The sequence below is a fragment of the Actinosynnema sp. NPDC059797 genome, from assembly GCF_042732085.1.
In the GTDB taxonomy this organism is placed as follows: Bacteria; Actinomycetota; Actinomycetes; order Mycobacteriales; family Pseudonocardiaceae; genus Actinosynnema.
In genome coordinates this window covers 1-12,726 of sequence record NZ_JBHWIE010000048.1, presented here as the reverse complement: position 1 = coordinate 12,726, position 12,726 = coordinate 1, and the positions used below count along the sequence as shown (strand labels likewise).

Here is a 12,726-nt window from a genome sequence, read left to right as displayed (position 1 = left end):
GGCGACGCCCTTCGCGCTGACCGAGGTGACGCCCGAGGTGGAGGAGAGGATCGCCGACCTGGTGGCGCGAGCGGTGGGCTGAGGTGGGGCCGGGCCCGCGCCCGGCCCTACTCCACGCCGGCGAGCCGCAGCAGCGCCGTGGTCGCGGCGGCCAGCACGACGACCACCACGAACGGCGCCCGGCGCCACGCGGCGACCGCGCCCACCAGCACGCCGGCGGGCAGGGCGAGTCCCGCGAACCCCTGCCCCTTGGTGAGCGTGGAGGTCGCGACCAGGGCGAACAGCATCACGGTCGCCGCGGTCGACATGAGTTCCCGGACCCGGTCGGACAGCCGGAGGCGGTCGCGCAGCAGCGGTCCGGCGACGCGGAAGGCGTAGGTGCCCGCGGCCAGCACCAGGATGGCGGTCAGGTTCACGCCCGCACCTCCCGGCGCGCCGCGGCCACCAGGCCGACCAGGGCGAGCAGCACCGGCACGCCCGCGGGCAGCACCGGGGTGGCGGCCAGCGCGACGACCGCGCCGAGCAGCGCCGCGTTCCGCGTCACGCGGTCCTTGAGGGCCGGCAGCAGCAGCGCGACCAGGGCCGCGGGGAACGCCGCGTCGAGCCCGAAGGCCTCCGGGTCGCCGACGGCCTGCCCGACGAACGCGCCCGCGAGCACGGCCGCGTTCCAGGCGCCGAAGAGCGTGATGCCGCAGGCCCAGAACGCGGCGCGGGCCTTCTCCGGGTCGTCCCGGTTCGCCAGGGCGAACGCGGTCGACTCGTCGATCAGCAGGTGGCTGCCCACGAGCTTGTGCAGGAGCCGGTCGCCGAACACGTGCCCGATCGCGAGCCCGAACGGCAGGTGGCGGGCGTTGAGCACGAGCCCGGCCAGCACGGCCGCCACGGGCCCGCCGCCCGCCGCCACCACGCCGACGGCCATGAACTGGGAGCCGCCCGCGAACACCAGCAGCGACATCACCACCGGGACCCACCACGGCAGGCCCGCGGCGGTGGAGATCGCACCGAAGGAGGCGCCGCTGACCGCGGCGCCGGCCGCCACCGCGGAGACGTCGCGCAGCAGCGCGGGATCAAGGGTTCGCCATGTCGAACGCACGGTCTTCTACGATGAACATCAGGAGGCCGTTCGTCAAGCCGAACGAAGGGACCGTTATGTCGAACACAGGCGCGCCGCTGGACGTCATCGCCGCCTCCCTGCGGCGGGAGCGCGAGCGAGTGGGCCTGTCCCTCAGCGAACTCGCCAAGCGGGCGGGCATCGCGAAGTCGACGCTGTCGCAGCTGGAGTCCGCGAGCGGCAACCCGAGCGTGGAGACGCTGTGGGCCCTGGGCGTCGCGCTGGGCGTGCCGTTCTCCCGGCTGGTGGAGCCGCCCGCGCCGAGGGTCCGGGTGGTCCGCGCGGGCGAGGGTCCCGCCATCTACTCGGAGAAGGCGCACTACACGGCCACCCTGCTGTCCTCCTGCCCGCCGGGGGCGCGCCGGGACCTCTACGTGCTGAACCTGGAACCGGGCGCGGCGCGCGAGTCGGAGCCGCACATGGCGGGGACCGTGGAGCACGTGGTCGTCAGCACCGGGCGGGTGCTCGCGGGGCTGCGGGACGAGCCGGTGGAGCTGGGGCCGGGCGACTACCTGATGTACCCGGGGGACCTGCCGCACACGGCGCAGGCGCTGGAGCCCGGGACGTCCGTGGTGCTGGTCTCGGAGCACGTGTAGGACCAGCGGTCCCGGTCGGCGTTCAGCACACCTGTTCGAGCGGTTCAGCCGGACGGGGCGGCGACCGATGGATCTTGCATGCACACCGCAACGGCGCCACCTGCGCTCGGCGGCATGAGCGAGCACGAGGCCGAGACGAGACAGGTCCACGTCCGCGAAGTGCCCGCCGAGGTGATCGGCGTGCTCCAGGCGCGGGCGACCGCTCGCGGCATGTCGCTGAACGCCTACCTGCGCGACGTCCTCATCGACAGGGCGAACAGGCCGACGATGCGGGAATGGGTGGAGACCTCGACCCAGAGCCCCTGGGGCCTCGACCACGAAACGATCCAGCAGGCCATTCGCGAGGTTCGCGAGGAGGACGAGCGGCGAAGCCGGACATCGTCGTGGACAGCCCGACCCTGATCGGGATCGGCCAGTGGCCCGCCGGAACCCCCGACGGGCCGCTGGCGGAAGCCCTTTACCAGCCCCGCTCGGCCAACCGGTGCGGCTGCGGGATGTCGTCGACGTTGATGCCGACCATCGCCTCGCCCAGCCCGCGCGACACCTTCGCGATCACGTCCGGGTCGTCGTAGAAGGTGGTCGCCTTCACGATCGCCTCGGCCCGCTGCGCCGGGTTCCCGGACTTGAAGATGCCCGACCCGACGAACACGCCCTCGGCGCCCAGCTGCATCATCATCGCCGCGTCGGCCGGGGTGGCGATGCCGCCCGCGGTGAACAGCACGACCGGCAGCTTGCCCGCCTCGGCGACCTCGCGGACCAGCTCGTACGGCGCCTGCAGCTCCTTCGCCGCGACGTACAGCTCGTCGGCGGGCAGGTTCTGGAGCCGCCGGATCTCGGCGCGGATCTTGCGCATGTGCGTGGTCGCGTTGGACACGTCACCGGTGCCGGCCTCGCCCTTGGACCGGATCATCGCCGCGCCCTCGGTGATCCGCCGCAGCGCCTCGCCCAGGTTCGTCGCGCCGCACACGAAGGGCACGGTGAACTGCCACTTGTCGATGTGGTTGGCGTAGTCGGCCGGGGTGAGCACCTCGGACTCGTCGACGTAGTCCACGCCCAGCGCCTGGAGCACCTGGGCCTCGACGAAGTGGCCGATCCGGGCCTTGGCCATCACCGGGATGGACACCGCGCTGATGATGCCGTCGATCATGTCCGGGTCGCTCATCCGGGACACGCCGCCCTGCGCGCGGATGTCGGCGGGCACCCGCTCCAGCGCCATGACGGCCACGGCGCCCGCGTCCTCGGCGATCTTGGCCTGCTCCGGGGTGACCACGTCCATGATCACGCCGCCCTTGAGCATCTCCGCCATGCCCCGCTTGACGCGGGAAGTGCCGGTGACCTGCGTGCCGGCGTCGGGTGAAGTGGTCACGGCCAACCTTTCGTGTTAACGAGTGCCTCCGAGTGGATGTCACCCATCGTAAGGCGCACGTGGACCGCCGAAGCAGTCCAATTCGACCCGTTCTCGGCAGTCCACTTCCTCTTCCCGCGCAGGTGGTGGCGTACGCCACGTGCCGGCAAGGCCAACCGACCGGATTCCTCCTGCCGGGTTGGGTGTGACCGTTTGGGGTTGTCCCGCGCGGCCCCTGGGTGTGAGATCGAACACTAAACACTTGTGGAGGGTGGTCCCATGGGTTCGAAGCACTCCGACAACGGCCACTCGGCAGGCGCGGTCGCTGTGGACGACCCGGCCAAGGTCCGCAACGTCGTGCTGGTCGGTCCGTCCGGCTCCGGCAAGACGACGCTCACCGAGGCCCTGCTCGCCAGCACCGGCGTCCTGACCAGGGCGGGCTCGGTCACCGAGGGCAACACGATCTGCGACCACGACCCGGCGGCGGTCCGCCAGCAGCGGTCGGTCGGCCTCGCGGTGGCCCCGGTCCGGCACGGCAACATCAAGATCAACCTCATCGACACGCCCGGTTACGCCGACTTCGTGGGCGAGCTGCGCGCCGGCCTGCGCGCCGCCGACGCCGCGCTGTTCGTGGTCAGCGCCGCGGAGGGCGTGGACCCCTCCACGGTCGCCCTGTGGGAGGAGTGCGCGGCCGTGTCCATGCCGCGCGCGGTGGTGATCGCCCGGTGCGACCACCAGCGGGCGGACGTGGTGTCCGAGATCGCCGCCTGCCAGGCCGCGTTCGGCGCGGGCGTGGTCCCGCTCTACCTGCCGGACGACGACGGCGGCCTGGTCAACCTGCTCATCACCGACGACCCCGCGTACGAGGAGCAGCGCAACGCGCTCATCGAGGGCGTCATCGCCGAGAGCGAGGACGAGACCCTGATGGACCGCTACCTCTCCGGCGAGGAGGTCGACCAGGCCACGCTGATCGCGGACCTGGAGACCGCCGTGGCGCGCGGCTCGTTCCACCCGGTGGTGCCGGTGTGCTCGATGACCGGCCTCGGCCTGCCCGAGCTGCTCGACGGCATCGTCCGCGCCTTCCCCTCGCCCCTGGAGCACCCGCTGCCCGCCGTCACCGGCGTGGACGGCATCCCGCACCCCCGCATCGAGGCCGACCCGAACGGCCCGCTGGTGGCCGAGGTGGTGCGCACCGCCGTCGACTCGTACGTGGGCCGGGTGTCGCTGGTGCGCGTCTTCTCCGGCACGCTGCGCCCCGAGCGCCCGGTGCACGTGTCCGGTCACGGCCTGGCCGACCGGGGCCACGAGGACCACGACGCCGACGAGCGGGTGGCCCACGTCTACTCGCCGCTGGGCGCGAACCTGCGCGAGGTGCCGTACTGCGTGGCCGGCGACCTGTGCGCGCTGACCAAGCTCGGTTCGGCGGAGACCGGCGACACCGTGTCCGCGCCGGAGAAGCCGCTGCTGGTGGCGCCGTGGGAGATGCCGGAACCGCTGCTGCCGGTCGCGATCGTGCCGCGCAGCCGCAGCGACGAGGACAACCTGGCGCGCAACCTCGGCAAGCTCGTCGCGGGCGACCCGACGCTCCGGCTGGAGCGCAACGCCGAGACCCACCAGCTCGTGCTGTGGTGCATGGGCGAGGCGCACGCCGACGTGGTGCTGGCGCGGCTGCGCGCGGGCGGCGCGGAGGTCGACACCGAGCCGGTGAAGGTGGCGCTGCGCGAGACGTTCGCCTCGGCGGCCAAGGGCCACGGGCGGCACGTGAAGCAGTCCGGCGGGCACGGCCAGTACGCGGTGTGCGACATCGAGGTGGAACCGCTGCCGCGCGGCGCGGGCTTCGAGTTCGTGGACCGGATCGTGGGCGGCGCGGTGCCCAACCAGTTCATCCCGAGCGTGGAGAAGGGCGTGCGGGCGCAGCTGGAGCGCGGTCTCCAGGGCGGGTACCCGGTGGTCGACGTGCGGGTGACGCTCGTCGACGGCAAGGCGCACTCGGTCGACTCCTCCGACGCCGCGTTCCAGACCGCGGGCTCGCTGGCCCTCAAGGACGCCGCGGGCAACGGCCGGACCTGCCTGCTCGAACCTGTGGACGAGGTGACCGTGCGGCTGCCCGACGAGCACCTGGGCGCCGTGCTGGGCGACCTGTCCGGGCGCCGGGGCCGGGTGCTGGGCACGGAGGCCGCGTCGGGCGGCTACGCGGTCGTCCGCGCGGAGGTGCCGGCCACGGAGCTGCTGCGCTACGCCGTCGAGCTGCGCTCGCTCACCTCCGGCACGGGCACCTACACGCGCCGGTTCAGCCGGTACGACCCGCTGCCGCAGAACCTGGCCGCGCAGGCCAGGTGAGCGCGACCGCGCGGGCGGGTCCTTCGCCGGCCCGCCCGCGCCGCGCCCTCACGCGTTGCGCGGGAAGCCGAGGTTCACGCCGCCGTGCGACGGGTCGGGCCAGCGGCCGGTCACCACCTTGGTGCGGGTGAAGAAGTGCACCCCGTCGGGGCCGTAGGCGTGCGAGTCGCCGAACAGCGAGTCCTTCCACCCGCCGAACGAGTAGTAGGCCACCGGCACCGGGATGGGCACGTTCACGCCCACCATGCCGACCTCGACCTCGTGCTGGAACCGCCGCGCCGCGCCGCCGTCGTTGGTGAACACCGCGGTGCCGTTGCCGTAGGGGTTGGCGTTGACCACGTCCAGCGCCTCGTCGTAGGACGGCACCCGCAGCACCGACAGCACCGGGCCGAAGATCTCGTCCCGGTAGACCGACATGTCGGGCCGCACGTGGTCGAACAGGGTCGGCCCGAGCCAGAACCCGTCCGCCTCGCCGTCGACCGGGTGCGACCGGCCGTCCACCGCCAGCGCGGCGCCCTCGGCCAGCCCGGCGTCCACGTAGGACAGCACGCGGTCCCGGTGCGCGGCCGTCACCAGCGGCCCCATGTCGCAGCCCGGCCGACGGCCGTCGCCGACGCGCAGCCCCCGGATGCGCTCCGCGACCTTCGCGACCAGCTCGTCCCCCACCGGGTCCACGGCGACGACGACCGAGATCGCCATGCACCGCTCCCCCGCCGAGCCGAACCCGGCCGACACCGCCGCGTCCGCCGCCAGGTCCAGGTCCGCGTCGGGCAGCACCACCATGTGGTTCTTGGCCCCGCCCAGCGCCTGCACGCGCTTGCCGTGCCGCGTGCCGGTCTCGTAGACGTACCGCGCCACGGGCGTGGACCCGACGAAGGAGATCGCCTTCACGTCCGGGTGCTCCAGCAGCCGGTCCACGGCCGGCTTGTCGCCGTGCACGACGTTGAGCACGCCGTCGGGCAGGCCCGCCTCGGCGAACAGCGCCGCGATGAGGTTCGCCGCCGACGGGTCCTTCTCCGACGGCTTCAGCACCACCGCGTTGCCGCACGCGATCGCGTTGGGCACGAACCACAGCGGCACCATGGCCGGGAAGTTGAACGGCGAGATCACCCCGACCACGCCCAGCGGCTGGCGCAGCGAGTACACGTCCACGCCGGTGGAGGCGTTCTCGCTGAACCCGCCCTTGAGCAGGTGGGGTATGCCGCACGCGAACTCCGCGGCCTCCAACGCGCGCTGCACCTCGCCGGCCGCGTCGGACAGCACCTTGCCGTGCTCGGCGGTGACGATCGCGGCCAGCTCGTCCTTGCGCGCGTTGAGCAGCTCGCGGAAGGCGAACAGCACCGTCGTCCGCTGCGCCAGCGACGCGTCGCGCCACCGCGGGAACGCCTCGCGGGCCGCCGCCACCGCCTCGTCCACGGTGGCGGCGTCGGCGAGGTCGACGCGCGCGGTCACCCGCCCGGTCGCCGGGTCGTGCACGTCGCCGGACCGCGCGCTGTCGCGGTCCCACGGCTTGCCGCCGATCCAGTGGGAGATCCTCCCGGTGCTCACAGCACGGCCTCCAGGGTGTCCAGCGCCTCTTCGACCTCGTCCTCGGTCACCGTCATCGGGGGCGCGAGCCGGATGACGTTGCCGTACAGGCCGCCCTTGCCGACCAGCAGGCCGCGTTCCCGGGCGCCCTCCAGCACCGCGACGGCCTTCGCCGCGTCCGGCTCGCCCTGCGGTCCGACCAGCTCGACGCCGACCATCAGGCCCTTGCCGCGCACGTCGCCCACTGCCGGCCGGTCCTCGGCGACGCGCCGCAGCCCGCCGATCAGCCGGTCGCCGAGCTTGGCCGCGTTGGCCTGGAGGTCGTGGTCCAGCAGGTAGTCCAGGGTGGCCAGGGCGCCGGTGGTGGCGAGCGGGTTGCCGCCGAAGGTGGACAGCGAGTTCGCGGTCAGGCAGTCCATGACCTCGCCGCGCGCGACCACGCCGCCGATCGCCAGGCCGTTGCCCAGGCCCTTGGCGAACGTCATCGCGTCCGGGGTGACGCCGTGCGCGCCGATGCCCCAGAAGTGCTCGCCGGTGCGGCCCCAGCCGGTCTGCACCTCGTCGGAGACCAGCAGGATGCCGTGCTCGTCCAGCACCTCCTTGAACGCGCCGAACAGGCCGTCCGGCGGCGAGGAGAACCCGCCGACGCCCTGGATCGGCTCCACGATCAGGCAGGCCACCTCGCCGGCGGTCGCGGTCGCGATGACCTCGCGCAGGTCGGCCACGCACGCCTTGACGTAGTCGGCGTCGGGGAGGTCCCGGAACGGGCTGCGGTACCGGTAGCCGCCCTGCACCCAGGCGACCTTGACCGGGCTGAGCGAGGACGCCGACCAGGCCCGGTTGCCGGTGATGGCGACGGTGGCGAACGCGCGGCCGTGGTAGGAGTTGCGCAGCGCGAGGACCTGGTCGCTGCGGCGGTACCGGGTGGCCAGCATGAGCGCGGTCTCGTTGGCCTCGGTGCCGGAGTTGGTGAAGAACACCTTGGCGTCCGGGATGCCCGACAGGCCGGCGATCCGCTCGGCCAGCTCGACCTGCGAGCGGATCAGGTAGAGCGTGGAGCTGTGCACCACGCCGGTGCCCAGCTGGGACCGGATCGCGTCGGAGATCTCGGCGATGTCGTAGCCGATCGCGTTGGTCAGGATGCCGGCGAAGAAGTCGAGGTAGGTGCGGCCCTCGCCGTCGGTGACGCGGCGACCGCTCGCGCTCGCGATCTCGATCGGCCGGTCGTAGTAGAGGGCCATCCAGTCGGGCATCACCGCGCGGTGCCGGGCGAGCAGCTCCTCGTGTCCCATCGCGTCCTCCGGTCGTAGTCCTGCCCTGGAGTCTGCTGCGCGCCCGCGAGGCCCGCCATGGACAACCTGCGCCGCTTTCGGCCCTCCCGCATTACGTTGTGTCCATGTACCCGACGGTCGCCGAAGCGCTCGCCCTGCCCGTGGTCCGCCGCGGCGGGCCGGCGGTGGTGGCGGGCGCGGCCGGGCTGGGGCGGCGGGTGCGCTGGGTGCACGCGGCCGAGGTGGCCGACATCGCGCAGCTGCTGCGCGGCGGCGAGCTGGTGCTGACCACCGGCATCGCGCTGCCCGGGGACGCCGAGGGGCTGGCCGGGTACGTGGCCGACCTGGCGGCGGTGGGCGCGGCCGGGCTGGTGGTCGAGCTGGTGCGGCGGTGGCGCGACGACGTGCCGGGCGCCCTGGTCGCCGCCGCCGAGCGGCACGGCCTGCCGCTGGTCACGCTGGCCCGGGAGACCCGGTTCGTGTCGGTGACCGAGGCCGTGGTGGCGCTGATCGTGGACGCCCAGCTGGCCGAGCTGCGGGCGGCCGAGCAGGTGCACGAGGCGTTCACCGCGCTGACCGTGGCCGGCGCCGAGCCCGCCGAGGTGCTGCGGGAGGTGGCGCGGACGTCCGGGCTGCCCGTGGTGCTGGAGACGCTGGCGCACGACGTGCTGGCCTACGACGCCGCCGGGCAGGACCCGTCCGCGCTGCTCGCGGACTGGGCGGAGCGGTCGCGGGCGGTCGCGCCGGCCGAGCGGACCGCCTACCACGAGGAGTCCGGCTGGCTGGTGACCGTGGTCGGCGCGCGGGGCGCGGACTGGGGTCGGCTGGTGCTGGTCACGCCCGAGGCGCCGCCGCACCGGCACGTCGTGGTGGCCGAGCGGGCGGCGTCGGCGCTGGCGGTGCACCGCTTGGTGGCGCGCGACCGCGAGTCGCTGGAGCGGCAGACCCACCGGACCCTGCTGACCCAGCTGCTCGGGCAGCCGCCGCACGACCTGCCGACGCGGGCCGCCGCGCTGGGGGTGCCGCTGGAGCGGCGGCACCTGGTCGGCGTGGCGATCCGGCCGGGCACGGCGACGCCGCCCGCGCAGGCGCTGGCCACCCAGGAGGTGCTGCGGGACCTCGCCGAGGCGACGGCGCTGGCGGCCCGGCGGGTGACGGTGCCCGCGCTGGTCGGGGTGGTGGACGACACCAGCGTGCGGGCGCTGCTCTCGCTGCCGCCGCAGGCCGGGCTGGACGGCGTGCTGGGGCGGCTGGCGCGGGAGGTGCACCGGACCGCGGCGGCGACGCAGCACGCGGTGCCGGTGGTGGTGGCCGTGGGGACGACGGTGACGGGGTTGGCGGACGTGCGCCGCTCGCTGGGCGAGGCGGCGCACGTCGCCGGGGCGGCGCTGCGGTCGCCCGGCGGGCGGCTGTACCACCGGCTGGACGACGTGCGCCTGCGCGGGCTGCTGCACCTGCTGCGGGAGGACGAGCGGGTGCGGGCCTTCGCGGACCGGGAGCTGGGGCCGCTGCTCGCGCGGGACGACCACCAGGGCAGCCGGTTGGTGGAGCTGCTGCGGTGCTTCTGCGAGCACGGTGGCAACAAGTCGGCCGCCGCCGCTGCCGCGCACCTCTCCCGCACCGCGTACTACCAGCAGTTGAACCGGATCGAGCAGGTCCTCGGGGTGTCGTTGGAGGACCCGGAGTCGGTGCTGTCGCTCCACGTGGCCCTGCTGGTGCGGGAGCTGGGCGGGCGGGACCCTCAGCTGCCCCGCCCGCCCGCGTCGGCCGGCTAGGGGAGCTGCGGCGCCTCGATCGGCAGCTCCGGCAGGGCGGGCAGCTCGATGCCCGGCGCCGACTCGGCCGGCGTCAGCGCGCGGGCGGCGGGCGGCAGCAGGCCGCCGGTGAGGCCGCCGGTCAGGTCGGCGGGCTCGCCCACCTGCGGCACGGACGGCAGGTCGACCCCGGCGGGCGCGGCCACGTGGGGCGCCTTGACCGGCGGCACCGCGGCCGGCACGGGCGCCGGCAACTGCACCGGCTGCCCGGAGAGCAGGTCGGTGGCGGGCTTGACGACCTGCTGCCCCACCTCGGGCGAGTGGCCGACCGTGCCGTCGAGCACGTCGGTGGGGGCTTCGGCGGCGTTCGCGGCGGACGTGAGCAGCGGCGAGGTGCCGATGGCGAGCAGGGCGGCGGCACGCAGGAGTCCGCGCGTGCGGTTTCCAGACACTGTTTTCCTAACCTGGTCGGGGACCTTTCGACTTGACCTCTTCTGCATCGGTCGTTGGCAAACCTGGCTGGAGCTGCACGATCAGGTGACTGACGCTCCGTGTTGGTGTCACCCGATGGGGGCAGAATGGCTTCGTGGACCACTTCCGCAACGAGGTGGGCCGGGTGCACGGGCCCGTCGTCCAGGCGCGCGACATCCACGGCGGGGTCCACCTCCACGGCCCAACGGCACGCCCGATCGGCCAGCTGCCGCCCGCCGTGCCGCGCTTCGTGGGCCGCGCGGACGCGCTGGACTTCCTGACCGCCTCGCTCGACGGGGTCGGGGCGACCCCGGTCGTCGCCGTCACCGGCACGGCCGGCGTCGGCAAGACCACCCTGGCCGTCCGGTGGGCGCGGTCGGTGGCCCACCTCTTCCCCGACGGCCAGCTGTACGTGGACCTGCGCGGCTTCGACCCGCTCGGCCCGGTCGAGCCGGCCGCCGCGGTCCGGGGCTTCCTCGACGCCTTCGCCATCCCGGCCGAACAGGTCCCGACCGACCTCGCGGCGCAGGCCGCGCTCTACCGCAGCCACGTCGAGGGCAGGCGGGTGCTGGTGCTGCTGGACAACGCCCGCGACTGCGAGCAGGTCCGCCCGCTGCTGCCCGGCAGCCCGACCTGCGCGGTCGTGGTCACCAGCCGCGACCAGCTGAGCGGCCTGGTGGCGCGCGAGCAGGCGAGGCGGCTCGTCCTCGAACCCCTGTCGGCCGAGGAGTCCCGCGCGCTGCTGTCGAACTACCTGGGCGAGCGGCGGGTCCGCGCCCAGCGGCGGGCGGTGGACGAGCTGGTCGAGCGCTGCGCGCGGCTGCCGATCGCCCTGGCCGTCGCGGGCACCCGGGCGGTGGACGAACCGCACCTCCGCGTGGACGAGATGGTCACCGAGCTGGCGGAACTGTCCACGGGGGACGGTGCGGGCACCGACCTGGGCGCGGTCTTCCACTGGTCCTACCGCGTGTTGTCCCCGGAGGCGGCCAGGCTGTTCCGGCTGCTCGGCCTGCACCCCGGTCCGGACACCGGGCTCGCCGCCGCGGCGAGCCTCGTCGGCCTGCCCGCGCCGACCACCCGGCGGCTGCTGCGCGAGCTGATCAGGGCGTCGCTGCTGGAGGAGCACTCCCGCGGCCGGTACCGCTCCCACGACCTGCTGCGGGAGTACGCCGCCGGGCGCGCCGCCGAGGAGGAGCCGGCCGAGGCCGTGCGCGCGGCCGTGCGGCGGCTGCTCGACCACTACCTGCACACCGGTTTCGCCGGGGAGCTGCGGCTCTACCCCTACCGCGCCCCGATCCCCCTCGACCCGCCGGCGCCCGGCGTCGTCGTGGCGCCGCTGCCGGACCTCACCTCGGCGTGGTCCTGGTTCACCGCCGAGCGCGCGAACCTGCTCGCCGCCCTGGACCTGGCCGACCGGGAGGGTTTCGCCGGCCACGTGTGGCGGCTGGCCTGGAGCGCGTCGACCTACCTGGGCCACAGCGGGCGGTGGTCGGACTGGGAGGCGACCCAGCGGAAGGCCCTGGCCGCCGCCGACCGCCCCGAGGTCGAGGTGCTCGCCCTGCGGGTGCTCGGGCGGGTGTTCACGCTGAGCGGCCGTCACGACGAGGCGGTGGAGGTGCTGGAACGCGCGTTGGCCATCCCCTCGGGCCTGGCGCACACGCACGAGGCGATCAGCCTCGCCCACGAGCGGCGCGGTTCGCTGGCCGAGGCGCACGCCCACGCCCGCGCCTCGGTGGGGTTCAGCGCCCGCGACGGGCTGCTCCGGCGGACGAACGCGCTGATCCAGCTCAGCCGCGTGCTCGTCGCCCTGGGCGAGCTGGAGGAGGCGCGCACCCACCTCGACCGGGCGCTGGAGCTGCTGGCCGGGTCGGGTGACCGGTTCAGCCGGTGCGAGGCCGTCGAGTGCCTGGGCCGGGCGCTCCTGCGCGCGGGCGACTTCGCCGGGGCGTTGGCGCACTTCGAGGAGGCCGTGGCGGTCTACCGCGAGTTCAACCACCGCTGGTCGCACGCCCACACCCTCACCCGCGTCGGCGAGGCGTGGGCCGGGCTGGGCGAGGAGGAGAAGGCCCGGCGGGCGTGGCGGCGGGCGCACCAGCTGTTCACCCTCATCGGCCACCCCGAGGCGGAGCGGTGGCGCACGTGAAGAACGCCCCGCGGTCGTCCCGTCCGCCGACCGGGACGACCGCGGGGCTACCCGCCCCCTCAGGCGGTTCGCGGGCCGTCGCGAGGTGGGGAGAGTCACCCCGCGACGGCCTCCCCCGGGACTAGGGGTTCGTGACCCCCAGGGTGTAGCTGCCGGACCCGCTGTAGG

The 12,726-nt window shown here is 74.5% G+C and carries 11 protein-coding genes; 5 read left to right on the top strand and 6 right to left on the bottom strand.

The window, feature by feature from the left end; all coding sequences use genetic code 11:
• Window positions 1-107 precede the first annotated feature (107 nt).
• Both ACFV4N_RS15235 and ACFV4N_RS15230 read right to left on the bottom strand, forming a co-directional pair.
• Entirely contained in the window at window positions 108-416 is a 309-nt protein-coding gene (locus ACFV4N_RS15235) for an AzlD domain-containing protein (protein WP_499673131.1), read from the bottom strand.
• A complete protein-coding gene (locus ACFV4N_RS15230) occupies window positions 413-1,093 on the bottom strand; it encodes an AzlC family ABC transporter permease (RefSeq protein WP_499673130.1) in 681 nt (226 codons plus the stop codon). The genes ACFV4N_RS15235 and ACFV4N_RS15230 overlap by 4 nt, the downstream gene beginning before the upstream one ends.
• A gap of 56 nt (window positions 1,094-1,149) precedes the next feature.
• Between ACFV4N_RS15230 and ACFV4N_RS15225 the strand changes: the two genes are divergently transcribed.
• Window positions 1,150-1,707 carry a helix-turn-helix domain-containing protein gene (locus ACFV4N_RS15225; protein ID WP_499673129.1) on the top strand — a complete coding sequence of 186 codons (558 nt, stop codon included), beginning with the start codon at window positions 1,150-1,152 and terminating at the stop codon, window positions 1,705-1,707.
• A gap of 114 nt (window positions 1,708-1,821) precedes the next feature.
• The gene (locus ACFV4N_RS15220; RefSeq protein WP_499673128.1) at window positions 1,822-2,109 is read left to right on the top strand and encodes a FitA-like ribbon-helix-helix domain-containing protein; all 288 of its coding nucleotides are present in this window, start codon (window positions 1,822-1,824) and stop codon (window positions 2,107-2,109) included.
• A 55-nt stretch (window positions 2,110-2,164) separates the two neighbouring features.
• Here the strand turns inward: ACFV4N_RS15220 and pdxS are convergent, their stop codons facing one another.
• Entirely contained in the window at window positions 2,165-3,073 is a 909-nt protein-coding gene (gene pdxS / locus ACFV4N_RS15215) for a pyridoxal 5'-phosphate synthase lyase subunit PdxS (protein WP_499673127.1), read from the bottom strand.
• 258 nt (window positions 3,074-3,331) lie between these two features.
• On the opposite strand from pdxS, the gene ACFV4N_RS15210 reads away from it, so the two are divergent.
• A complete protein-coding gene (locus tag ACFV4N_RS15210; protein WP_499673126.1) occupies window positions 3,332-5,392 on the top strand; it encodes an elongation factor G-like protein EF-G2 in 2,061 nt (686 codons plus the stop codon).
• Between the two features lie 48 nt (window positions 5,393-5,440).
• Here the strand turns inward: ACFV4N_RS15210 and ACFV4N_RS15205 are convergent, their stop codons facing one another.
• On the bottom strand, window positions 5,441-6,940 hold the full coding sequence (locus tag ACFV4N_RS15205; RefSeq protein WP_499673125.1) for a CoA-acylating methylmalonate-semialdehyde dehydrogenase: 1,500 nt from the start codon (window positions 6,938-6,940) through the stop codon (window positions 5,441-5,443).
• Window positions 6,937-8,211, bottom strand: a complete 1,275-nt coding sequence (locus tag ACFV4N_RS15200; RefSeq protein WP_499673124.1) for an aspartate aminotransferase family protein — start codon at window positions 8,209-8,211, stop codon at window positions 6,937-6,939. The genes ACFV4N_RS15205 and ACFV4N_RS15200 overlap by 4 nt, the downstream gene beginning before the upstream one ends.
• A 104-nt stretch (window positions 8,212-8,315) precedes the next feature.
• On the opposite strand from ACFV4N_RS15200, the gene ACFV4N_RS15195 reads away from it, so the two are divergent.
• A complete protein-coding gene (locus ACFV4N_RS15195) occupies window positions 8,316-9,965 on the top strand; it encodes a PucR family transcriptional regulator (RefSeq protein WP_499673123.1) in 1,650 nt (549 codons plus the stop codon).
• On the opposite strand, the gene ACFV4N_RS15190 is transcribed toward ACFV4N_RS15195, so the two are convergent.
• A complete protein-coding gene (locus tag ACFV4N_RS15190; protein WP_499673122.1) occupies window positions 9,962-10,396 on the bottom strand; it encodes a hypothetical protein in 435 nt (144 codons plus the stop codon). The two genes, ACFV4N_RS15195 and ACFV4N_RS15190, sit on opposite strands and share 4 nt — an antisense overlap.
• Before the next feature lie 134 nt (window positions 10,397-10,530).
• Between ACFV4N_RS15190 and ACFV4N_RS15185 the strand changes: the two genes are divergently transcribed.
• Window positions 10,531-12,558: a tetratricopeptide repeat protein gene (locus tag ACFV4N_RS15185; protein ID WP_499673121.1), complete on the top strand. Its 2,028-nt coding sequence runs from the start codon at window positions 10,531-10,533 to the stop codon at window positions 12,556-12,558.
• Window positions 12,559-12,726 lie beyond the last annotated feature (168 nt).